Below are 22,384 nucleotides of genomic sequence, written 5' to 3'. Positions count from 1 at the left end.
GTGCGGCCTCGGGGTTCCAGGTCGAGCGAATCGTGGTGAAGCCGGGCGAGTGTCTGTCTCTTCGGAATCGTCGCCGTTGGTCCCGGCATTGGGTAGCGGCAAGTAGCGCCGCCGAGGTGACGGTGAATGGGAACACGGGGCTCGCGCATCAAAACGGGGCGATCCATATTCCGGCCGGCGCTATGCTCCGTTTCGCCAATCCAGGGGCCATCCCGCTCGAGGTCGTCGAGGTTCAGATCGTCCGTGCCATGGGCGAGGACGGCACCGTCTCCAACGCGGACATCGGCGCTCGCGTCGTCGGGGCGCGCTAAGGCGTCTCCGGCGGATCGAGCGCGATCTTCATGGTGAATTCGCGGCTCCCGCCCGCCGGGACCAGGACGATGCCGGGCTTGTCCTCGAGCTCGCCCTCATACCCGACGGGGTCGGCATAGCCCTGCCACGGCTCGATGCAGACATAACCGGCGCCCGGCTTCGTCCAGATGCCGAGATGCGGCATGCCGGGGAACGACACCGTGACGGAGCGGCGGCCAGGGACGCCGTAGCGCACCCTGCGGCTCGACAGCGTGCTCCAGACCAGCGCGCCGTCCTGAAACAGGTCGTCGCGCAGGGGCAGGCGCTCGCCCTCGACAGGCGTCGGGCGGGAGGCGTCTCCGATCAAGCCGTCCGACAGCCTGTGCAAGGAGGCGGTCTCCGCCGTCTCGAAGCGGATCTCGTGCGCATTTCTGTCGCCGCCATAGGGCAGGGGCCAGCGCAGCGCCGGATGGTAGCCGAACGAGACCGGCAGGGTGCGATCGTCCTTATTGAACACCGATGCCGCGAAGATCAGCGCGGCTCCGTCGAGCCGGTAGGTCATGTCGAGCCGGAAATCGAAGGGAAACTGCTCGCGCGTGATGTCGTCCGCATCCAGGCGGAGGCGGCAGGCTTCCGCAGTCGCGTCGACGATCTCGAAGAGAGAGGTGCGGGCGAAGCCATGTTGATTCATCGAGCGGGCACGCCCGTCGATGAGCACCCGGTCGTCGCGCAGGCGGCCGACGATGGGAAAGAGGAGGGGAGAGCGCCCCGTCCAGAAGGCCGGGTCGCCGTCCCACAGCAGGTCCCGGTCCTGCTCGTCGCACAGGCGGATCAGCTCCGCGCCCTGCGAGGCGATCTGGGCCTTGAGGTGGCCGTTGGACAATGTGACCGTCATCGCGCGCTCCTGAAGGACCGATGCTTCCTGGGCATCGTGTCCAACGGTTCTCAGGCACTCGACACGATTCGACAATCGGCACGCCGCTTTAAGGTGATCTTTTGTCGCTTTGGCGAGTTGTGCCTCCTCTGGGACCAGAACAAGGGGGATCGCGGCGGCATGGCGGCCATCGGAGACATTCTCGATTGCCTGATCGTCGGCGGCGGCCCGGCCGGGCTGACGACCGGGTTGTATCTTGCGCGGTTCAAGCGCCGCTTCCTGATCGTGGACAGCGGGACTCCCCGGGCTGCCTGGATTCCGACCAGCCACAACATCCCGATGTTCGCGGACGGCATCTCGGGCAAGGACCTCCTGAGCCGGGCCAGGACCAACCTCGAGCAATACGGCAAGTGCATCCGCGGCGGCCGGGTGACCGGCCTGCGCAAGCAGCCGGACCGCTTCATCGCCCTCGTCGAAGACGACGAGGGCCGCACCGGCCAGATCTCGGCGAGGCGCGTGGTTCTCGCCACGGGCGCCGTGGATATCGAGCCCGACCTGCCGGACGTGCCCAATGCCGTGCAGCGCGGCCTGGTGCGCTACTGCCCGATCTGCGACGGCTACGAATCCCGGGACCGGAAGATCGCCGTGATCGCCTATGGGGCGCATGGGTTGGGCGAGGCCGTGTTCATCGCCCGCACCTATTCCCGTGACGTCACCTTGCTGACGTTGGGACAGGCTCTTGAACTGACGCCCGACCAGCGGGGACGTCTCGACGAGCACGGCATCAAGGTCGTCGAGGCGCCCGTGGAATCCCTCGACATGGAAAAGGACCGCATTTCCGCGCTGCATGCCGGCGGGAAGGAGCACCGTTTCGACGTGCTCTATTCCGCTCTCGGCCTCAAGTACCGGTCGGATCTCGCCATCTCCCTGGGGGCCGAGCACGACGGGTCGGGCAGCCTGCTCGTCGACGAGCATTGCCAGACGACCGTCAAGGGCCTCTATGCGGCAGGCGACATCGTCCGCGGCCTCGACCAGATCGTCGTGGGCATGAGCCATGCCGCCCATGCGGCGACCCATGTCCACAACCATTGCGAGCTGCCGACCGAGGACGAGCCGGAAGGAGCCTGAGCCGGTCGGGCAAAGCTCCCTCAGGCAGGGCTCCCTCAGGCAAGGGCCTTCGCCAGGAGGGGCAGGCTCACGTCCATGCGGTAATCCACGGAGGAGTGGTTGTCGGGAAACTCCTCGTAGACATGGGCGATTCCCGCCGCCTCGAGCTTGCGGTGGAGCTGGCGCGATCCGTAGACCATGTTGTACTGATCCACGTCCCCGCAATCGATGTAGAAGGCCTTCAGCCTGCGCAGGTTCTCCCGGCAGGCTTCGTCGTCGGCCATACGCAGCGGATCCCAGCGCAGCCAGTTGGCCCAGCGCTCCTCGATGACTTCGCAGGTGTGGAGATCCACGGGCAGCCGGATGCCGCAGAACTGGCTCGGGTCGGGATCGAAGCTCGCGGCCTGGGCGAGGATCATCAGCACGTGCCAGTCCTGATCCTTGGCTTTCGGTCCCTGCGCGAACTTGTCCAGGAAGGTCTCGATGGACATGCCGTGCCCCGCAAGGTGGCGCAGGGCGCCCGCGAACTCGCCGAGATGGTAGAGATATTCGAAGCCCACATCGCCCGAGTGGGAGGCGGCCGCCGCCCAGACCGAGCCGCCGTGGCGCAGGGCGTGGACGAGGGAGCCGTAACCGCCCGAGCTCTTGCCGAATACGCCCCGTCGCCCGTCGCCGCCGCAGCCGAAACGCTCCTCCACGAAGGGCAGCATCTCGCGGATGAGAAAGGTCTCCCAAGGCCCCATCGCGGCGCTGTCGACATACTGGTTGCCGCCCAGGCGCGTGAAGCAGTCGGGAAAGGCCACGACGGCGGGAGGCATCGCGCCCGTTCCGATCAGCCGGTCGAGCCGCTCCGGAACGTTCTCGCCGTAATTCTTCCAGTTGGTGTGGGCGGGCCCGCCGGCCGTGTAGCCCACGAGATCGACGAGGAGGGGCAGCCCCCGCCCGTCATGGCCTGCCGGCACATAGACGTCGATCCGCCTCCGGGCGGGATCGCCGAGAAGGTTTCCTTTCAGGCATTGGCTGTCGATCCGGAGGCTGTGCACCACGCCTTCCGGCAGGTTATGATCCTTGCGCATCCTTGGTCCTCATCGCTTACGGGCGGACATGATGTGTCGCTTGAAGGGGCACCTGTCCAGAAATGAGGCTCTAGCGCATCGTGCGAAAAAGTGGACCCGGTTTTTCGCCCCGAACGATGCGCTGTTCTATAGGGGGGAGCATCGGATTCTATAGGGGGGAGCATCGGATTCGATCCCAAAAGTGGGTCCCACTTTTCACGTCCGATGCTCTTGCAACAGTTAATAAGTCCATTCGGCCGCTAGCCTTTTCTCCGTTCCTGGCACTAGGGTGCCGCCTCAAGCGTCATTGTCTGGGGGAATAACAGATGACCAACAGTTTCCTGCCTAAATGGACCTTGAAAACCGAAGGCGCCATCATGCCTGATGAGAGGCTGCCGACGGGCCAGATGGTCGTCGTGGGCCTTCAGCATGTGGTCGCCATGTTCGGCTCCACGGTGCTGGCTCCCATCCTGATGGGGTTCGATCCTAACGTCTCCATCCTGTTCTCCGGTCTCGCCACGCTCGTCTTCTTCGTCGTGGTCGGCGGCCGGGTGCCGAGCTATCTGGGCTCGAGCTTCGCCTTCATCGGCCCCGTCCTGGTGGCCACCGGGGCGACGGTCGGCAGCCCGAACCCGAACCTTCCGCTCGCCCTCGGCGGCATCATCGCGGCGGGCGCGGTCTATTTCATCATCGGCCTGATCGTGCAGCTCGCGGGACACCGCTGGATCGAGCGGCTCATGCCGCCGGTCGTCACCGGCGCCATCGTGGCCGCCATCGGCCTCGTGCTGGCCCCGGTCGCCATCAACAGCGCATCGGGCGTGACGCCCGACAACGCCGCCGGTTCCGATTTCGCGCGCTGGATCGCAATCGCCACGGCCCTGTCGGTCGGGCTCGTCGCCGTCTATGCGCCGGGCATGGCACGGCGTCTGCCGGTGCTCCTGGGCGGCGCCGCCGGATACCTGATCTACTTCGTTGCCGCGAACCTGCTGGGCTATGGAACGCCCATCGACTTCGCGAAGATCGGGGAGGCGGCCTGGTTCGGGCTTCCGACCTTCCAGAGCCCCGTCTTCGATATTCGGGCCATGAGCCTGATCGCCCCCGTGGCCGTCATCCTGGTGGCCGAGAACCTCGGCCACATCAAGGCGATCGGAGCCATGACGGGCCGCAGCCTCGATCCCTACCTCGGACGCGCCTTCATGGGCGACGGCCTCTCCACGATGCTCTCCGGCGCCGCGGGCGGCACCGGCATGACCACCTATGCCGAAAACATGGGCGTGATGGCCGTGACCCGGATCTACTCGACCCTGGTCTTCGTCATCGCGGCGGGCTTCGCATTGCTGCTCGGCCTGTCGCCGAAGTTCGGCGCCTTCATCGCGACCATTCCCGGGCCCGTGCTCGGCGGTCTCTCCATCGTGGTGTTCGGTCTGATCGCCGCAACCGCCGGCCGCATCTGGGTCGAGAGCCGGGTCGACTTCTCGAACCCGCGCAATCTCATCACCGTCGCGACGGCCCTGATCCTGGGGGCGGGCAACTTCAAGCTGAACGTCGCGGGCTTCACGCTCGACGGCATCGGCACCGCGACCTTCGGGGCGATCATCCTCTATCACCTCCTGAACATGATGCCGGCTCGCGCCGCCGACCCGGCCCGCGCCTGATCCACGCACAGGAACACGCCTGAAGGAGCCCGCGTTGTGCCTCGACGCGGGCTCCTCTTTTTTCGAATAGGACGAGACGAGGGGCCGCATCGTTCTTTCCGAAAATGGGATGATGGCATGAGCTCCGGACAACAGCAGACGCTTCCGCCGCAGGTGCAGGACCAGCAGCCCGGCCACGAGACCGAGATGAGCCCGAGGCCCGATTACGAACCGCGCTATCCGGGCAGCAAGCGCCTCCAGGGCAAGACGGCCCTGATCACGGGCGGCGACAGCGGCATCGGTCGCGCGGTGGCGGTCCTGTTCGCCCGGGAGGGCGCCGACGTCGCCATCGTCTATCTCGACGAGACCGAGGATGCGCGCGCCACGAAGCAGCTCGTGGAGAGGGAAGGGCGCACGTGCCTCACCATCGCGGGCGACGTGGGCGATCCCGAGTTCTGCCGCTCCGCGGTCGACCAGGTGATCCAGCGCTTCGGCAAGCTCGACGTGCTCGTGAACAACGCGGCCGAGCAGCACCCCAAATCCGCGATTGCCGAGATCAGCCCCGAGCAGATCGACCGCACCTTCCGGACGAACATCTTCGGTTATTTCTACATGGTCCAGGCGGCCATGCCTCACCTGAAGAAAGGGGCCGCCATCATCAACACGGCTTCGGTCACGGCCTATCGCGGCAGCGCGGAGCTCCTGGATTACAGTGCGACGAAAGGAGCCATCGTGGCCTTCACGCGCTCGCTTGCGCAGAAGCTCGCGGAGCAGGGCATCCGCGTGAACGGCGTCGCGCCCGGGCCGATCTGGACGCCCCTGATCCCCTCCACCTTCCCGGCCGAGAAGGTGAAGAGCTTCGGCGCCAATACGCCGCTCAAACGGCCGGGACAGCCGAACGAGGTCGCGCCTTCCTACCTGTTCCTCGCCTGCGAGGACGCCTCCTACATCACCGGTTCGATCCTGCATCCCAACGGCGGCGACCCCACGGAATCCTGACAACGAAAATCCTGACAACGAAAAAGGCGGCTCGAAGAGCCGCCTTTTTCACGTCGGACATGATCGCGCGCTCAATGGCGACGGCGCACGCGCACAGGAATCGGAGAGGGAGCCTGCTGCACCGTCAGCGCGAAGAACAGAAGCACGGCCGACAGCGACGCTCCGATCAGGAAGGCCACTTCCGCGATTTCGGCCTGCGACGCAAGGCCCGTGACGCCCGCGAGCAAAGTAAGAACGATGAAGAGAATGCACGCGCGAAGGGCAACGGAACGAGTCATCGACATATCTCCCAAGTCTTCTGAAAAACGTGCCTGCGGGGAGCCCGGTTCCATCCTCGTCAAATCACCGGAAAATACTTGTGCCGAGCCTATCGAAATCCTGAGCGCCCGTCCGTCCGGCGGAACTTCACGGTCGCGCTTGGCGTTGGTTGAGGGTCATCGGCCGAGAGCTGATCATTACAAATGAGCTGATCTTAAAATTTAGCGAGGTAACACCATGCTTGGTTGGGCTGTCACTTTTCTCATCATCGCGCTGGTCGCGGCTCTGTTCGGGTTCGGCGGGATCGCCGGCACCGCTGTCGAGATCGCGAAGCTGATCTTCTTCGTGGCGATCGTGCTGTTCGCCATTTCGGCCGTCATCGGTCTCCTGCGCGGACGAAGCCCCATGTGACGCTTCGCGCGATACTTTTCCTTGTCGATGAAGACGCCGCCTCCCGGGGCGGCGTTTTTCTTGGGGGAGGTTTCCTTCGATGGAGATCTTCTGGAAACGACCGGCTCTTCGATCAGCCCTGAAGGGCGGCGCGGGTCATGCTGTCGGGACCCAGATCGTCCATGTCGTCCACGTTCAGGATCGTGGCGAGGCGCAGGCGGGCGCGGTTCACGCGGCTCTTGATGGTGCCGACCGCGCATCCGCAGATGCTGGCGGCTTCCTCATAGGAAAAGCCCGAAGCGCCGACGAGGAGCAGGGCTTCGCGCTGATCGGAGGGGAGCTGGGCAAGGGCCGTTCGAAAATCCTCGAAATCGAGATGCGATCCCTGCTCGGGCTGAATTTTCAGGCGCCCGGCATAGGAGCCGTCCGGGTCTTCGACCTCGCGCCGGCGTTTGCGGTATTCGGAATGAAAGAGATTGCGGAGAATGGTGAAAAGCCAGGCATTCAGATTGGTGCCGCGCTCGAAGCGGTGGAGATTGGCGAGCGCCCGAAGGAGCGTGTCCTGAACGAGATCGTCCGCCTTGTCGACCTGACCCGAGAGGGAGATGGCAAAGGCCCGCAGGCTGGGCACGGCCGCGAGCAGGGCCTCTCGGAGGTCAGGCTCGGAGGTCACGGCTACCCCTCCCTCTTCTTATCGAGCTGATCCAGAAGATCCTTGAAGCGGTCCGGAACCGGTTGTTGCATCAACTCATCGTACATGGCGCGCAATTGGTCGCCGATTCGTTTCTGGCTGCTGCTGTCCAGTTTCGCATTGGTCCCAAGCTTGTCACTCGGAGGTGTGCTCGGGAGCGCCCGAGCCAGCTTGTTCCCCTTGTCGCTATTCATCTGATTCCCCTTGCCATCCCGCATATTATTCAGGGTGGCCAACCTTGGCAGTAGCCCTATACTCATTTTCGAGCAATAACGCCTGTTGTTGAATACAGTTCCAGAATTGGAACTTTTCCAGCTTTGCCACGTTGGAAGAGCCATCGGTACAACGAGTCAAAAGCACATATTAAGGGGAAGCGAATGTCGACAGCGCAGCTTGTCGTCCAGCACTTACCGTATCTTCGCCGTTATGCACGTGCCCTCACAGGCAGCCAGATGGCTGGCGACGCCTATGTGGCCGCGACCCTCGAGACTCTGGTGAGCGAGCCCGAGACGATCGGCCCCTCCGGGAATGTCAAGGTCGAACTCTTTCAAGTCTTCACGCGAATCTGGAACTCGCTCTCCGTGAACGGTCGCAGCGAGCAGATCCAGCGCGATCTGCCGGCGGAGGTCCGCCTGGGCCAGATCACGCCGCTTCCTCGCCAGGCGTTCCTCCTGTCCTGCCTCGAAGGATTCGGAGAGGAGGAGGTCGGCCAGATCCTCGACGTGGATACGAAGACGGTGCGCGAACTCGTCGACGAGGCCGGCCGCGAGCTGGCTGCCGACATGGCGACCGATATCCTCATCATCGAGGACGAGCCGCTCATCGCCATGGATCTCGAGGCCCTCGTGGAGGGTCTGGGCCACAACGTCACGGGCGTCGCCCGGACGCGGACCGAGGCCGTCAAGCTCGCTTCCGCGAAGCAGCCGGGCCTGATACTCGCCGATATCCAGCTCGCCGACGGCAGCTCGGGTCTCGATGCGGTCAACGACCTTCTGAAGTCGTTCGAGGTGCCGGTGATCTTCATCACGGCCTATCCGGAGCGGTTCCTGACCGGCGAGCGGCCCGAGCCGGCCTTCCTCATCGCCAAGCCCTTCCAGCCGGCGAACGTCTCGGCCGTCATCAGCCAGGCCCTGTTCTTCCAGCAGAGCGCCAAGCGCCGCGAGCCCCGCGCCGCGACCGCCTGACGGCATTGCGCGCCGCTGCCACGTAAACGGTCAAGCTTTTGGCCAAGTAATTGCCCGGCTACCAAGCCGGGCTTTTCTTTTGTCACGCTGTAATCGAGACAAAAAAAGACGGGCGTTGACGCCCGTCTTAAGGTGCCGGCCAATGCACAAGGGGAATGCGGGGAGGACCAGGAGGCCGGTACCTTAAGAACGCTCCTTGGAAAATAAAGGTTCCAGCTTTTTTTCTTGGATTTTGTTGGAGAAGTCGTTCCGGAACATCAAAGTTAAGGCCGCGTTGTTTTCTCGAATGGTTGAGCTAAGCAGCAGGGAGACACGAATGCTCCTCACCGTCACGAGATTAAGCGTTCTGGCCGGTGCTGCCGTTCTGGCGGGCGGCATCGCGTTCGCGGATTCCGGAATCGGAGCCCTGCGATCGTCCCTCATGAAAGCGACGCTCATCGAGGAGCAGGCGGCTCCCAAGGGCGACCGGCTGGCGGCCCTGCGCCCCGCCGACGCCGCCGCCGCCGTCTCGATCGTGGAAATCGTCGGGCTCTCCCATGCCACCGTGATCCTGCGCGGCGATGACGGCGAGGTCCTTTACCGGTCCGATCCGCGCTCCGGCATCACCACGATTGTGAAGAACACCGATCTTCCCGCCCTCACCATGAAGGAGGATCTGAAGGCCCCGACGGCCCAGAATCCGCCCGCGGCGCGTGAAGGCGGCGGGCCAAGGGCGCCCAAGCAGAGGCCGCCGGTCGGTTGCATGGGCGACGTGAGCCCCCTCGCCAAGGCCAGCGCCAACAGGATGCCGAGCCTTTGCCTCGCGGCCCTGGAGCAGCCTCTGTCCTGAGGTGAGCGTCGTCGGGGATCGAGATTGATATATTCCTGTTCTTGTGAGAATTATAAAGAACAATGTGAGTTTGCTTAGGCCGTCCATCAAGAAATGAATAAGTATTCATATTCATAATGGAAAAATTGAATGTGCTGACGACATATTGAATACAGGCAAATTTGGAACGGCTGCTACGGCATGGCGTTTTGCCCCTGCGCAATTGGCGCATATCGCGATTCAATGGACCCTCAGGAGATTATCACGATGCTGAAGAAGCATATGGCGGCTTGCCTTGTCGTGACGGCTTTCGCGGCTGCGCCCGCCCTCGCTCAGACCTCGCCTTCCGCTCCGACCGATCGTCCCACGGCAACCGGTTCCGGTTCGGCGACATCGGGCTCCCCGGCGATGCAGCCTGGCGCGACCGGCTCTTCGTCTACCGTCTCTCCTTCCACGACCAATCCTACCGCGGCAGCTCCCTCCGCCGGTTCGTCGGCGATGAACCAGAGTGGCTCGCAGGGGCAGTTCATGACCCGGCTGGAACCGAACCAGGTGATGGCCTCCGATGTGATCGGAACCCGCGTCGTCAGCACGAACAACGAGTCGATCGGCGACATCAACGACGTGGTCGTCGACCGCAACGGCCAGGTGATGGCGGTGGTCGTCGGCGTCGGCGGCTTCCTGGGCATCGGCGAGAAGAACGTGGCCGTTCCGTTCGACGCACTGGAATTCGCCGGCAGCCAGCAGGCGAGCGCCATGGACAACACCGGCGGCAATGTGTCGACCACCGGCTCGACCGCCACGGGCAACGCGTCGAATTCGAACATGGCGACGAACAACGCCGCCGCGGGGAGCGGGAGTGCCGCTTCGTCGCACAAGCCGGACCGCGTGATCCTTCGCATGACGAAGGCCGAACTCCAGGCGGCGCCGGTCTTCAAGGCCAAGCGCGACGACAACGCGAACCGTTCGACCACCGGTTCGACCGGCGCGAGTGGCAACACGCCGCAGCAGTGATGAAAGACCGGCTCCGGCCGGTTCGGGGCGCTCCGGTTTTCCGGGGCGCCTTTCTGTTCTGCCCGGCGTGCAAAATAAAAGGCGCAGCCACGAGGTGACTGCGCCTTGAAAGGTGCCGGCTCAAGGGGGCATTTGAACCGGTTGTCTTCATAACGCCGGGATCGGAAGAAGGTTCCGGAAGCATTCCGCAAAAAAGTCGCCTCGCCTCGAACGGGAAGCGTTCGATGTAAGGAACCCGGCCGTTTCGGGCACGTTGCCCAGCCGAGACAGATGCGGAGACCCCGATGACAGCCACCAACGAACTGGATGCGGCTTTGTGCCAGGAAGAGCTCCCCGACGAGTTCTGCCGGCTCGCTTCGAGTTCCTCCCCCCGCGAGCGGCCGAACGTGGCCTGGATGCTGACCGGAATCGTCCAGGATGGTCAGCAGGATGAGGTGACGTGCCCGCTCATGCTCCGGCGCCACCTCGTCGTGCCGGCCTGGTCCCGGAGGATCGCTCCGGGCCTTCAGCACCGCCCATAAAGACCGGCATCGCTTCAGGCTCCTTTGTTCGATGATCGAAACATTCGCTAATCCGTCGTCCGGGCCCGATCCCGTCGCCGTTCTCTTCCATCCCACCGCAGTGCCGGTGATCGACGTCTTCCGGTCCATCGGAAGATTGGACGATCAATACGACCTTTCCCTTCTCGACGCTCCCGAGCGGGCGCTCTCCGCCTATGTTTCGCCGGGCGCCGCCAAGGGGATCGTCTCGGACGCGCTGCTGCTTGCCTTTGCACTGAGCCGCCAGCGGGGGCGGGCTTTCGATCATCGCCCGCTCCGCTCGCGGTACGGGAGCCTCGATGAATACGGCCTTCTGGTTCTGATCGGGGCGTCGCGCCGGCCCCGCTCCGACCTGGCCCGCGAGGCTTCGGCCTTTCTCGAGGTCTCTCCCTTCGACCTTCTGACCGCGCTGGCCGGGGAGCTTGCGCGGCAGATCGGTCTCGGAACCATCGTTTTCCCGATGCCGGACGTGGACGAGTTCAGGTCCGTGATCGGCACCGAGGCGCACGAGCAGGGGATCCTCGTCGAGGCCTTCGGCAAGCCGGGGCTGCATTTGGGCCTTTGACGCGACGGGTTTCGTTTCATCCGCCAAAAACAAAGGGGCCGCTCAGCGGCCCCTTTTCGTGTGCGGATCGACCGATCCTATTCCTGAGTGCCACGGGTGTTGCCCGAAGCCTGGCCGCCCTTGCGGCCTGCCTCAGAAGCAAGCTCACGGTCCTGCGAGAAGGAGCGCTTCTCGGCAGGAACGCTCTTGCCGCCTTTACTTGCGATTTCACGCTGCCGGTCTGAATCCATGGACGCGAAACCGCGCTTCGAAGTCGAACCACTTGGCGCCATCTTATGCCTCCTTGACCAATGATGTTCGTGTTTGAACAACCGCTCGCTAATTCGATGGTTCCGGAAGGGGAGCTGGAACCTTTGCAAAAAATTTTTATGAAAAAAAGCAAAGTAGAGGGAGAAGGTATTCCAGTTTGATTGCTACGCTTAAATAATGGCAATACTCTGTTGTTTGTACCTTTTGTGGCGAGGGGTGCGACAAGTTGTGAAAGCATAGAAGATTAATGGCAATATTTAAGAAGTTAACGCGATTGCCGCGTTAGTATTTGATTCTAACGGGTGCCAGAATGCGATCCTGTAAGATTCCGATGGTCGAGCTGCCCTTGAGATCGGATCCGATTCAGCCGCAATATTCTGCGGGCGGTTCCGGGTGACTATGGGCATGGCCCTGTTTGACTCTGAGATTTCTCTCCCAGGGGTCGATTGACTCAAGCCTACGATCCCGGCCCGGATGCTTTCTTCTGTGAAGTTTAGGGGCCGGGCGGGCCTGCGCCCTGTCGGCGGGAGTGATTGCGCGGGGTGCGCGGTGTATGAGTCCCGGCAGACATCAGCGACGAGAGGGCGGAATGACCTACGACGACACGAACATATTCGCGAAAATCCTGAGAGGCGAGCTGCCGTGCCACAAGGTCTACGAGACCGAGCATGTGCTGGCGTTCATGGATATCATGCCCCGGGGCGAGGGGCATGTGCTCGTCATTCCCAAGGCGAAGGCCCGCAACATTTTCGATGCGCAGCCCGACGATCTCGCGGAACTCGCCAAGGGTGTCCAGGTCGTGGCCCGGGCGGCGAAGCATGCCTTCTCGGCTGATGGCCTGACGGTTCAGCAGTTCAATGAAAGCGCAGGCGGGCAGGTGGTGTTTCACCTGCATGTCCATGTCATCCCGCGCTTCGAGGGCGTTCCGCTGAAGCCGCACACGGGGCAGATGGAGGCCAACGACGTGCTGGCCGGGCATGCCGAGAAGCTCAGGGCCGCCTTGAAGGCGTGACGGGATGAGAGAAGGGGCGGGCCGGAGGGCTCGCCCCTTCTTCGTGCTTATTCCGCCCAATCCAGGGAGCGCGCGACGGCCTTGTCCCATTCGGCGTTCAGGCGGGAGCGGCGGGCAGCCTCCATGGCGGGCGTCCAGCGCTTGTCGATGGCCCAGTTGCGCACGAGGTCGTCCTTTCCTGCCCAGAAGCCGACGGCGAGGCCCGCCGCATAGGCGGCGCCCAGAGCCGTTGTCTCGATGACCTTCGGGCGGACCACGGGAACGTCGAGGATGTCGGCCTGGAACTGCATGAGCAGTTCGTTGACCACCATCCCGCCATCCGTGCGCAGCTCCTTCACGGCGATGCCCGTATCCTTCGTCATGGCCTCCAGCACCTCGCGGGTCTGGAAGGCGGTCGCCTCGAGAGCCGCGCGGGCGATGTGGGCCTTCGTGGCATAGCGGGTCAGGCCACCGAACAGGCCGCGGGCATGGGAGTTCCAGTGCGGCGCATAGAGGCCCGAGAAGGCCGGCACGATGGTGACGCCGCCATTGTCCTCGACGCTGCGGGCCAGGGTCTCGATCTCATGGCTCGCCTGGATGATGCCGAGATTGTCGCGCAGCCATTGCACCAGGGCGCCCGCGATCGCAATCGAGCCCTCGAGCACGTAGACGGGCTTCTCGTTCCCGAATTTGTAGCCCAAGGTCGTCAGCAGGCCGCATTTCGACGGGTAGGGGGTCTCGCCGGTGTTCATGAGCATGAAGCAGCCGGTGCCGTACGTGTTCTTGGCCTCGCCGGGCTGGAAGCAGGCCTGGCCGACGAGGGCCGCCTGCTGGTCTCCGAGGATCCCCGCGATCGGAACGCCCGCGAGGTTGTCCTTGGCGACGCCGTAGACCTCGCTCGACGACCTGATGCCCGGCAGGCAGGCCCGGGGGATGTCGAACAGGGACAGGATGTCCTCGTCCCAGTCGAGGGTGCTCAGGTTCATGAGCTGGGTGCGGCTGGCATTGGTCACGTCGGTGATATGGCAGCCGTCGTTCGCCCCGCCCGTCAGGTTCCAGACGAGCCAGGTGTCGATATTGCCGAACAGCACGTCGCCGGCTTCGGCCTTCTCCCGGGCTCCGGGAACATTGTCGAGGAGCCAGCGGAGCTTCAGGCCCGAGAAATAGCTCGCGAGCGGCAGCCCGGTCTTCGCCCGCAGGCGGTCGTGGCCGCCTTCCTTGGCGAATTCCTCGACGATCGGGTCGACCCGGGTGTCCTGCCAGACGAGGGCGTTGTGCAGGGGCTTGCCGGTGCGCCGGTCCCAGATCAGCGTGGTCTCGCGCTGGTTGGTGATGCCGATCGCGGCGAGGTCGCGGGGCGACAGCCCTTTCTTCGCCAGGGCCTCCTGGATCACGCTCTGCGTATTCTGCCAGATCTCGAGCGGGTCGTGCTCCACGTGACCGGGCCGGGGATAGATCTGCTCATGCTCCTTCTGGCCGACGCAGACGATGCTGCCGGCCTTGTCGAAGACGATGAAGCGCGAGCTGGTCGTGCCCTGATCGATTGCGCCGATATACTGAGCCATGGGCATGCCTTCCGGTGCTTACTGGGCCGCGATGGATGCTGCTTTCTGCTTGGCTATATAGGCATCAATCTTGGCCGGAGCGCCAGCCGGCACGTGCAATCCGAGCTTGGAGCGCCGCCACAGGATATCCTCGGCGCTGCGCGCCCATTCCCGGCGCACGAGGTAGTCGACTTCCGCCCCGGTCAGGCCGGCGCCGAAATCCTCGCCGAGATCGGCCATGGACCTGGCCTCGCCCAAAAGCTCGGCGACGCGGGTGCCGTAGGCCCGGGCGAGGCGGAGGGCCACCGGCTCGGCCAGGAAGGGCCAGCGCTGGCGCATGCCCGCGAAGAATCGGTCGAAATCCGCGTCCGGCATGTCGCCGCCCGGCATCTTGGCGGTTTCGGTCCAGGCCGGCTTCATGGCCGGGAAGACCGCCTTCAGCTCGTCGAGGGCATGCTCGGCGAGCTTGCGGAACGTGGTGATCTTGCCGCCGAAGATCGACAGCACCGGCGCCTGGCCCTGCGGGGCGTCCATGTCGAACACGTAGTCGCGGGTCACGGCGGAGGCGTTGGACGAGCCGTCGTCGAAGAGGGGGCGCACGCCCGAATAGCTCCACACGACGTCCGCCGGGGTGACCTGCTTCCTGAAGAAGTGGTTCACCACGTTGCAGAGATACTGCACCTCCTCGGAGCTGATCTCGACCTTCCGGTCCGGAACCGATTCCACCGGGATGTCGGTCGTGCCGATGAGGGTGAACTTCTCCTGATAGGGGATCGCGAACACGATGCGCTTGTCCGTGTTCTGCAGGATGAAGGCTTCCTTCGTGTCGAAGAGCTTGGGCACCACGATGTGGCTGCCCTTCACGAGGCGCACGTTCTTCGTGGTGTTGAGGCCGAGCTTGGCGTTGAGCACATCGGCCACGAAGGGCCCGCCCGCGTTGACGATGACCTTCGCGCGGACCTCCTGGGTCGCGCCCGTCTCCACGTTCTGGAGGGTCGCCACCCATAAGCTGCCCTCGCGGCGGGCGGAGACGAGCTTGGTGCGCACGCGGATGTCGGCGCCCTTCTCGAAGGCATCGATGGCGTTGAGCGCCACCATGCGGCTGTCCTCGACCCAGCAGTCGGAATAGACGAAGGCCGTGTCGAAGCCGGGCTTGAGGCCCTGGCCCGCTGGGTGGGTGGTGAGCTTGATGGTTTCCGTGCCCGGCAGCTTCTTGCGCGGGGCGAGGTGGTCGTAGAGGAAGAGGCCGAGGCGCACGAACCAGGCCGGGCGGATGCCCTTCTCGTGAGGCAGGATGAAGCGCAGGGGCCAGATGATGTGGGGCGCGGAATTGAGCAGGCGCTCGCGCTCGAACAGGGCCTCGCGGACCAGACGGAACTCGTAGTATTCCAGATAGCGCAGGCCGCCGTGGATCAGCTTCGTCGAGGCGGAAGAGGTATAGCCGGCCAGATCGCCCTGTTCGCAGAGCACCACGGAGAGGCCCCGGCCCACCGCATCGCGGGCGATGCCCGCACCATTGATGCCGCCGCCGACGATGAGGAGATCAGTTACTGCCGTCACGGAACGCGTCTTTCTCTAAACCAAGCCATTTCAGTCAGTGAGCACATGAGTTCTTTAGCCGTCTAACGCAAGCAAATTTTCAGGCTTTTCACGCTGCTTTTGCAACAACAGGACAGCCAGAAAGAAGCCGAGCGACGCGATGGAAATGGCCAAGCACAGGATCATGACCGCCGTGTAACTGCCCCACCAGGCCCACAGCGTCCCGAACAGAAACGGAGCCGAGGCGGTGGTCAGGCGCACGGGCATGGCGATCATGCCCTGGACGACGCCGTAGTTCTCGCGGCCGAAGAGCTCAGGCGGCAGGAGGGCGCGGACGATGGTCATCATCCCGTTCGAGGCGCCGAAGAGCGCCGCGAAGGCGGCGACCAGCCAGGACCCGGCGGGAAGCAGGGGCAGGAGCGCGAAGGCGAGGACGCCCAGGCCCAGGGTGACGATGCCTGTGCCTTTCATGCCGAAGGCGCGCTCGCCCGCCGCCATGGCCATGCGTCCCGCCACCTGGGCGGGGCCGATGATCGAGAAGGCGGCGACAGCCATCTCCAGGCCGTAGCCCCTTTCGGTGAGGAGCGGGATCAGATGGATCGGCAGTCCCGCCGCGATCAGGCCCTGGAGCACGGAAGCCGCCACGAAACACCAGAACGACGCCCTGCGCAGGACCGAGCGGGCGCTGGCCGGAAGGGCGCGGGACGGGGCGCCGGCGGAGCGGGGATGGGCCTTCAGGGCCGGGGGGATGAAGACCGCGTGGACCGTCGCGCAGACGAGGATGTTGAAGCCCGCGAGGACCAGGAGGGCGCTGCGCCAGCCCAGATATTCGATGAGGACGTGGGTGAGGGGGATGAAGACCGTGCTCGCGAAGCCCCCGACAAGGGTCATGAAGGTGATGCCCCGGCGGGCCACGAAGCCGAGCCTGCGGGCCAGAACCGCGAAGCCCGGCTCGTAGAATACGCTGCTCATGGACAGCCCCATGGCCATCCAGATGAGCACGAAGGCGGAATAGCTCTCGACCTGGGACCAGAGCGCCAGGAGCGCCGCCGCCAGGACGGAGCCGCCGGTCATCACCGTGCGGCCGTAGCCCAGATCGATGAGCCGTCCGACCGGAACGGCGAAGAAGGCGGACATGCCGAGGGCGAGCGAATAGGCCGCCATCAGGTCGGATTTGCTCCAGCCGAGCTCCCGGCCCATCGGATCCACGAAGAGCGCGAAGGCATAAAAGATCGTGCCGTAGGAAATCAGTACCGTCAGGGACAGTGCGGAGACGAAGGCCCAGGGCATTCGGGCGGGAGCGGACATGGCGATCCTTCAGCCGTGGTCTTTTGAGGGAGGCAATACTTAGCAAGACCTAGAGATGAAGCCTGAAGCCGCCCGTATCGTCCCTGACCGGCTCGATCTGCCGGAAGTCGGAAATCCAGGCATCGGCGAGGTGCGAGAGGTGGCTCGAGGGGCCGATCCCGACGACCCTCGCACCGGCCTTGCGCCCCGCTTCCATGCCGGCCTGGGCATCCTCGAACACGATGGCGTCGTTCGCGTCGAAACCGAGAAGCTGCGCCGCCTTGCGGTAGCCTTCCGGGTCGGGCTTGCTCCGGGACACGTCCTCGGCCGCGATGAAGGTTTCGGGCAACGGCAGCCCTGCCGCCGCCATCCATTCCTCTGCGAGCGAGCGCTTTCCGGACGTCACGATGGCCCATTCGTGCGGCTCCAGGCGGGACAGGAAATCCCGCGCTCCCGCAACGGCCCTGATCCTCGCCGTTCCCTGTTCAGCCTGCGCGTTGAACCAGGCCGTTTCGGCCCCATGGTCGCTCCCTTCGGGGGCGAAGAGGCGGACGGTTTCGGCGGCCTGCCGTCCGTGGGATTTGGCGAGCACGGCGTTCCCGTCGATGCCGTGCCGGTCCGCCCAGCGATGCCAGATCTCCTCGATGACCTCGGTGGAATCGATCAAGGTGCCGTCCATATCGAACAAGAAAACTTTGCCCCGCATGATGTCCCGCATGGCCTGTGAAGCACGGGCTCCGGCTTCCGGTCGGGCCCGCGATGATGGTTTAGGCCTTTATGTCAGGCTCCGAGGTTGACGGATAGGCCTTTAGCCCTCATATGAACGGCACGGCGTCAGCGCTCGATCCGAGCCGCTTGAGCGGGACTGCGTGACGGAAATTCGCCTCGACGGCGAAAGCCCGGTCCCCTTCTTCAATCGCTTGACCCATACGACGGCCCCATCACGCGGGCTGTCGCCACGAGAGCCCTGAAGCGCCTTTGCTTGACTTAAGCCGAACTTGCTTTGCGGCTCACCGCATCCGTTCGAAAGATACACTTTGACACTCTTCACCGATTTCGGATTGGCCCAGCCGATCCTGAAGGCGCTGGCCGCCGAGGGTTACGAGAAACCCACGCCCATCCAGGCCCAGACCATCCCCTATGCCATGGAAGGCCGCGACGTCTGCGGCATCGCCCAGACCGGCACCGGCAAAACGGCGGCCTTCGCGCTGCCGATCCTGCATCGCCTGTCGCAGAACCCGAAGCCGCGCAAGCCCAAGAGCCCCCGCGTCCTCGTGCTCAGCCCGACCCGCGAGCTGTCCGGCCAGATCGCCGACAGCTTCAAGGCCTATGGCCGCAACCTCCGGCTCACCACCGAAGTGGTGTTCGGCGGCGTTACCATCTCCCGCCAGGAGAAGGCGCTCGCAAACGGCATCGACGTGCTCGTGGCGACGCCCGGCCGCCTGATCGACCTCGTGGACCGCAAGTCGCTGTTCCTGCGTGACATCGAGATCCTCGTCCTCGACGAGGCCGACCAGATGCTCGATCTCGGCTTCATCCATGCGCTGAAGCGCATCGTGACCCTGCTGCCGAAGGACCGCCAGAGCCTGTTCTTCTCGGCCACCATGCCGAAGACGATCTCGACGCTGGCCGATTCCTTCCTGCGCGATCCGGCCCATGTGGCGGTGACGCCCGTCGCCACCACGGCCGAGCGCGTCGACCAGAGCGTCATCTTCGTGCCCACGAACCGCAAGCAGGTTCTGCTCGAAACGCTCCTGCGCGATCCGGCCATCGACCGCGTGCTCGTCTTCACCCGCACCAAGCACGGCGCCGACAAGGTCGTGCGCGGCCTCGACAAGGCCGGCATCGTGGGGGCCGCCATTCACGGCAACAAGTCCCAGCCGCAGCGCGAGCGGGCCTTGGCCGGCTTCCGCGACGGCTCGTGCCGGGTCCTGGTGGCGACCGACATCGCCGCGCGCGGCATCGACGTCGAAGGCGTGAGCCACGTCATCAACTACGATCTGCCGAACGTGCCCGAATCTTATGTCCACCGCATCGGCCGCACCGCGCGCGCCGGCGCTTCGGGCCTCGCGATCTCGTTCTGCAACGACGAGGAAAAGGCCTACCTGAAGGACATCGAGAAGCTGACGCGCCTGAAGGTGCCGGTCATGCCCCTGCCGGAGGGCCTGCCTGCCGCTCCGCCTCCGTCGGAGAATTCCGAGCGCCGCGGCGAGCCGCAGCGCGGGCGTCCGGCTCCGCATTCCCGGGGCCAGCAGGGCCACGGCCAGCCGCGCCAGTCCGACCCGAACGATACGAGCGGCCCCAAGCGCCGCCGCCGCGGCGGCAAGCCGGGTGGCGCCCAGCCGCAGGGCGGCCATCCCGCCGGCCATCAGCAGCAGCGTTCCACGCAGCCGCAGCGTCCCGCACAGGCCCAGAAGCCCGCGGCCCAGGGCCAGCGCACCCAGCAGGGCCGTCCCGCCTCCCGCTCCGCGGAAGGACGACGCGACGGAGCCCAGGTGGCATGGCTCGAAAAGAGCCCGCGCCGCCGGTAAAAGGCATCGAGAGAAATGAGAAGGGCGCCGTGAGGCGCCCTTTTTCAGTGTGCCGAGCATGTTCGACAGCTCGGAGGTGCAAGTCCTCTACCCAGCCTGATGACGGCGAAGGGTTAGCAAAGGGCAAGGGCGTCGTCGTGAGGCGGGGTCTGAAGGAAGCGTGGAGCAAAACCGCGACCTGATGAACAAGAACCGGATATGAGGCCGCCGCGGCCGGACGAGCAGGCTGAAGACTGCGAAGTCCAGGGTCATCAAAGACCGAGGCGGTAAATCCGGCAGGTGTGCGGGGAAGGCGGTCGAACTTACCTCGGGAGATCTCCACCATGTCCGGTCATCCGGACTGAGCGGGTCGCAAGGCCCGTGACCGTGGCGGAGAGGTCAGCAGACGGCATAGTAGGTCGCAAGACCGAAGGCCTGAACGTTAGAGAGGGCAAGTAGAGCAGGTGTCTCGACGGACCAAGCGGCAGCAAAACCAACTTGAGTTGGCTTTCGGCGAGGCGGCAGAGGGTGAAACCCCGAGCCCGCTTGCTGGAGGAGCCGAAGTCCTGTCGGCGGCACCCGCCCCCGAAAGCCCAGTGATCCCGGTAGGATCAATGATGGGGAGGATTGTCGCTCGCGACAACCTGAAGAAGGCGCTGGCCCAGGTCAGACGCAATAAGGGCGCGCCCGGCGTCGACGGCATGACTGTCGACGATCTGGCCGCCTACCTGAAAGACCACTGGCCCGAGATCAGGGCTCAACTTCTCAACGGCACCTACCAGCCGCAGCCGGTACGGCGCGTCGAAATTCCGAAGGCATCGGGAGGCACTAGAGCCTCGGCATTCCGTCGGTGCTCGACCGCTTCCTCCAGCAGGCGGTGATGCAGGTGCTGCAAGAGGATTGGGACCCGACCTTCTCGTCGTCGAGTTACGGGTTCCGGCCCGGACGCTCGGCACATCAGGCCGTGGCTGCCGCTCAGCAGTTCATCGCTGACGGCTGCCACACCGTCGTCGATCTCGATTTGGAGAAATTCTTCGATCGGGTGAACCATGACATCCTGATGGGACTGGTGGCCAAACGGGTGCAGGATCGGCAACTGCTCCGGCTCATCCGCCGTTATTTGACGGCAGGTGTGCTCGTGGGTGGCATGGTCGATCCGATGGATGAGGGAGTCCCGCAAGGGGGTCCGCTCTCGCCGCTGCTTTCAAACCTGATGCTCGATGTGCTCGACAAGGAGCTGGAACGGCGCGGCCACCGGTTCGCAAGATACGCCGACGATTGCAACATTTATGTCCGCAGTCCTCGCGCAGGCGAACGGGTCATGGCCAGCGTCACCCGGTTCCTCGAACGGCGCCTTACGCTGAAGGTGAACACGGCCAAGAGCGCTGTCGCTTCTCCAACCGAGCGAAAGTTCCTCGGCTTCAGCTTCGTGGACCAGGGCCGATTCCGGCGGTGCATCGCGCCGCAGGCGCTGGTCAGGTTCAAGGGGCGGGTGCGGGAACTCACGGCACGGTCGGGTGGGCGCAGCCTCGCGCAGATCATCCCGGAGCTATCGCGCTATCTCGTTGGATGGCGCGGCTACTTCGGCTTCTGCGAGACTCCAACGGCGTTGCGGCACCTGGATAAATGGATCAGGCGACGGCTTCGCGCTATCGTCTGGAAGCAGTGGAAGTACGGGACTACCCGCTTTGCGGAACTGCGCCGCCACGGGATCGGAAAGGATCTGGCGGCGAAAGCCGCCGGCAGTCCCCACGGTGTCTGGCGGCTCAGCAACAGCCCTGCGCTCTCCTTTGCCTTCCCCAACGCTTACTTCAGAGACCTCGGTCTTGCCTCCGTCTATGCCCGCCGAGCCGAGTAATCTAGCGAACCGCCGTATACGGACCCGTTTGTACGGTGGTGTGGGAGGGGAGGAACCGCGAGGTTCCCCCCTATCCCGATTGCGTGTCGTTTCGTGCAGGCAGGCTTGCGTCCTTCACCCCTGCCTCTCTCCCGCCCGGGCCGGGGGATGCGCCGCGTCGCTTTCCGGCTGCGCGCGGCGGTCTCGTGATGCAGGAGGAGCAGCCAGACTTCTCCTCAACGGCGAACCCGCCTGGAACAGCGACGGCGCGAGCCGATGGGCCACGCGGCCCGCCACGAACAGGGCGTTGAACTGGTCGTCGCCGTATTCCCGATCCCGGGCCACGGGCACGAAACCCGCCTTCATCAGCGTCTCGGCCACATGGCCCGCACTGCCGCCCTCCTGCCAGAAGGGGATTGTCTCGCATTCGACGAAGACGGCGAGCGTCCGGTTCAGCACGCGGCCCGCGCCCGCCAGGACGAGTTCGGCCGCGCCTTCCACGTCGATCCAGAGAAAGAAGCTCCGGTTCGGGCGATCTCCGAACAGGCTGTCGAGGGTGCGCATCTCGACATCGTAATCGTCATAGGCGGCCTCTTCGCTCCTCAGCAGCAGCGAGGACTTCCCCTCGGGGCGTCCGCGCGGCGCGTGGATCGTGGCGCGCCCATCCGTGTCGGAGACGGCGATGTTGCGGTAATCGACGCCGCGCGCCCGGAGCGCCGGCGCGTGATGCGCATGGGTCTTGGGATCGGCCTCGAAGGCGATGATCTCGCAGCCCGGGGCGTTGTCGCGCACGGCCAGGGCCAGCGACCCGTCGAGCGCGCCGATGTCGCAGACCATGTCGGGCTTCAGGACGTCGATGAGGTGCAGGAACGCGGTCCGCAGCCCCGCATGGCCTTCCGGGCCTTTGGGAGCCGCCGAGAGCACGTTCAGGTCCCGCATCAGCAGGAACGAGACCGCATGGTTCAGGCGCGGGATGCCGAGCCAGTCGGCGAGCCTGTCTTTGAGACGCTCGAGCACG

Annotated in this window: 25 protein-coding genes; 14 read left to right on the top strand and 11 right to left on the bottom strand. The window is 64.7% G+C overall.

What is annotated here, in order from left to right; all coding sequences use genetic code 11:
* Positions 1-32: 32 nt before the first annotated feature.
* Positions 33-311 (top strand): hypothetical protein, encoded by a 279-nt coding sequence (locus tag RE429_RS16300; protein ID WP_414471764.1) that lies wholly within the window; start codon positions 33-35, stop codon positions 309-311.
* Here the strand turns inward: RE429_RS16300 and RE429_RS16295 are convergent.
* The gene (locus tag RE429_RS16295; protein WP_414471763.1) at positions 308-1,186 is read right to left on the bottom strand and encodes an aldose 1-epimerase family protein; all 879 of its coding nucleotides are present in this window, start codon (positions 1,184-1,186) and stop codon (positions 308-310) included. The genes RE429_RS16300 and RE429_RS16295 overlap by 4 nt on opposite strands.
* A gap of 159 nt (positions 1,187-1,345) precedes the next feature.
* On the opposite strand from RE429_RS16295, the gene RE429_RS16290 reads away from it, so the two are divergent.
* Entirely contained in the window at positions 1,346-2,293 is a 948-nt protein-coding gene (locus RE429_RS16290; protein ID WP_414471762.1) for an NAD(P)/FAD-dependent oxidoreductase, read from the top strand.
* A gap of 35 nt (positions 2,294-2,328) precedes the next feature.
* Here RE429_RS16290 and RE429_RS16285 read toward each other — a convergent pair whose 3' ends face one another.
* A complete protein-coding gene (locus RE429_RS16285) occupies positions 2,329-3,348 on the bottom strand; it encodes an alpha/beta hydrolase (protein WP_414471761.1) in 1,020 nt (339 codons plus the stop codon).
* A 305-nt stretch (positions 3,349-3,653) separates the two neighbouring features.
* Between RE429_RS16285 and RE429_RS16280 the strand changes: the two genes are divergently transcribed.
* Together RE429_RS16280 and RE429_RS16275 are read left to right on the top strand one after the other, a co-directional pair.
* Positions 3,654-4,982, top strand: a complete 1,329-nt coding sequence (locus RE429_RS16280) for a solute carrier family 23 protein (RefSeq protein WP_414471760.1) — start codon at positions 3,654-3,656, stop codon at positions 4,980-4,982.
* 117 nt (positions 4,983-5,099) lie between these two features.
* Entirely contained in the window at positions 5,100-5,960 is an 861-nt protein-coding gene (locus tag RE429_RS16275; protein WP_414471759.1) for an SDR family oxidoreductase, read from the top strand.
* Positions 5,961-6,031: 71 nt separating this feature from the next.
* Here RE429_RS16275 and RE429_RS16270 read toward each other — a convergent pair whose 3' ends face one another.
* On the bottom strand, positions 6,032-6,238 hold the full coding sequence (locus tag RE429_RS16270; protein ID WP_414471758.1) for a hypothetical protein: 207 nt from the start codon (positions 6,236-6,238) through the stop codon (positions 6,032-6,034).
* A gap of 217 nt (positions 6,239-6,455) precedes the next feature.
* Here RE429_RS16270 and RE429_RS16265 point away from each other — a divergent pair, with 217 nt between their 5' ends.
* Positions 6,456-6,629: a DUF1328 domain-containing protein gene (locus RE429_RS16265; protein WP_009494036.1), complete on the top strand. Its 174-nt coding sequence runs from the start codon at positions 6,456-6,458 to the stop codon at positions 6,627-6,629.
* 112 nt (positions 6,630-6,741) lie between these two features.
* Here RE429_RS16265 and RE429_RS16260 read toward each other — a convergent pair whose 3' ends face one another.
* Positions 6,742-7,281, bottom strand: coding sequence for a sigma-70 family RNA polymerase sigma factor (locus tag RE429_RS16260; RefSeq protein ID WP_414471757.1), 540 nt, complete (start codon positions 7,279-7,281; stop codon positions 6,742-6,744).
* A 2-nt stretch (positions 7,282-7,283) separates the two neighbouring features.
* Entirely contained in the window at positions 7,284-7,493 is a 210-nt protein-coding gene (locus RE429_RS16255; protein WP_414471756.1) for a NepR family anti-sigma factor, read from the bottom strand.
* A 183-nt stretch (positions 7,494-7,676) separates the two neighbouring features.
* Here RE429_RS16255 and RE429_RS16250 point away from each other — a divergent pair, with 183 nt between their 5' ends.
* From RE429_RS16250 to RE429_RS16230, 5 genes are all read left to right on the top strand, one after another.
* Positions 7,677-8,483 carry a response regulator gene (locus RE429_RS16250; protein WP_370438408.1) on the top strand — a complete coding sequence of 269 codons (807 nt, stop codon included), beginning with the start codon at positions 7,677-7,679 and terminating at the stop codon, positions 8,481-8,483.
* Positions 8,484-8,799: 316 nt separating this feature from the next.
* The gene (locus RE429_RS16245; RefSeq protein WP_414471755.1) at positions 8,800-9,312 is read left to right on the top strand and encodes a hypothetical protein; all 513 of its coding nucleotides are present in this window, start codon (positions 8,800-8,802) and stop codon (positions 9,310-9,312) included.
* Between the two features lie 246 nt (positions 9,313-9,558).
* Complete coding sequence (locus RE429_RS16240; RefSeq protein WP_414471754.1) at positions 9,559-10,305, top strand: PRC-barrel domain-containing protein; 747 nt, start codon at positions 9,559-9,561, stop codon at positions 10,303-10,305.
* 284 nt (positions 10,306-10,589) lie between these two features.
* Positions 10,590-10,826 (top strand): hypothetical protein, encoded by a 237-nt coding sequence (locus RE429_RS16235; protein WP_370438404.1) that lies wholly within the window; start codon positions 10,590-10,592, stop codon positions 10,824-10,826.
* Positions 10,827-10,857: 31 nt separating this feature from the next.
* Positions 10,858-11,409 (top strand): hypothetical protein, encoded by a 552-nt coding sequence (locus RE429_RS16230; protein WP_414471753.1) that lies wholly within the window; start codon positions 10,858-10,860, stop codon positions 11,407-11,409.
* Between the two features lie 77 nt (positions 11,410-11,486).
* Here RE429_RS16230 and RE429_RS16225 read toward each other — a convergent pair whose 3' ends face one another.
* Entirely contained in the window at positions 11,487-11,681 is a 195-nt protein-coding gene (locus tag RE429_RS16225; protein WP_370438402.1) for a general stress protein, read from the bottom strand.
* Positions 11,682-12,247: 566 nt separating this feature from the next.
* Here RE429_RS16225 and RE429_RS16220 point away from each other — a divergent pair.
* Positions 12,248-12,670: an HIT family protein gene (locus RE429_RS16220; RefSeq protein WP_414471752.1), complete on the top strand. Its 423-nt coding sequence runs from the start codon at positions 12,248-12,250 to the stop codon at positions 12,668-12,670.
* Between the two features lie 47 nt (positions 12,671-12,717).
* Here the strand turns inward: RE429_RS16220 and glpK are convergent, their stop codons facing one another.
* Genes glpK through RE429_RS16200 form a run of 4 tightly spaced genes read right to left on the bottom strand, consistent with a single transcriptional unit; the run spans position 12,718 to position 17,725 of the window.
* The gene (glpK, locus tag RE429_RS16215; protein ID WP_414471751.1) at positions 12,718-14,214 is read right to left on the bottom strand and encodes a glycerol kinase GlpK; all 1,497 of its coding nucleotides are present in this window, start codon (positions 14,212-14,214) and stop codon (positions 12,718-12,720) included.
* A gap of 18 nt (positions 14,215-14,232) precedes the next feature.
* A complete protein-coding gene (locus RE429_RS16210) occupies positions 14,233-15,753 on the bottom strand; it encodes a glycerol-3-phosphate dehydrogenase (RefSeq protein ID WP_414471750.1) in 1,521 nt (506 codons plus the stop codon).
* 54 nt (positions 15,754-15,807) lie between these two features.
* On the bottom strand, positions 15,808-17,040 hold the full coding sequence (locus tag RE429_RS16205; protein WP_414471749.1) for an MFS transporter: 1,233 nt from the start codon (positions 17,038-17,040) through the stop codon (positions 15,808-15,810).
* A gap of 49 nt (positions 17,041-17,089) precedes the next feature.
* Entirely contained in the window at positions 17,090-17,725 is a 636-nt protein-coding gene (locus RE429_RS16200) for an HAD family hydrolase (protein ID WP_414471748.1), read from the bottom strand.
* 331 nt (positions 17,726-18,056) lie between these two features.
* On the opposite strand from RE429_RS16200, the gene RE429_RS16195 reads away from it, so the two are divergent.
* From RE429_RS16195 to ltrA, 3 genes are all read left to right on the top strand, one after another.
* Positions 18,057-19,550, top strand: coding sequence for a DEAD/DEAH box helicase (locus RE429_RS16195; RefSeq protein WP_414471747.1), 1,494 nt, complete (start codon positions 18,057-18,059; stop codon positions 19,548-19,550).
* Positions 19,551-20,143: 593 nt separating this feature from the next.
* The gene (locus tag RE429_RS16190; RefSeq protein ID WP_414471746.1) at positions 20,144-20,410 is read left to right on the top strand and encodes a hypothetical protein; all 267 of its coding nucleotides are present in this window, start codon (positions 20,144-20,146) and stop codon (positions 20,408-20,410) included.
* Positions 20,380-21,387 carry a group II intron reverse transcriptase/maturase gene (gene ltrA / locus RE429_RS16185; protein WP_414471745.1) on the top strand — a complete coding sequence of 336 codons (1,008 nt, stop codon included), beginning with the start codon at positions 20,380-20,382 and terminating at the stop codon, positions 21,385-21,387. The genes RE429_RS16190 and ltrA overlap by 31 nt, the downstream gene beginning before the upstream one ends.
* 114 nt (positions 21,388-21,501) lie before the next feature.
* On the opposite strand, the gene RE429_RS16180 is transcribed toward ltrA, so the two are convergent.
* Positions 21,502-22,383, bottom strand: a complete 882-nt coding sequence (locus tag RE429_RS16180) for an FkbM family methyltransferase (RefSeq protein WP_414471744.1) — start codon at positions 22,381-22,383, stop codon at positions 21,502-21,504.
* Position 22,384 lies beyond the last annotated feature (1 nt).

It is taken from the genome of Microvirga sp. M2, from assembly GCF_047497095.1.
Classification (GTDB): Bacteria; Pseudomonadota; Alphaproteobacteria; order Rhizobiales; family Beijerinckiaceae; genus Microvirga.
Note: the sequence above shows the minus strand (reverse complement) of the source record. Positions and strands in the feature narration are given on the sequence as shown.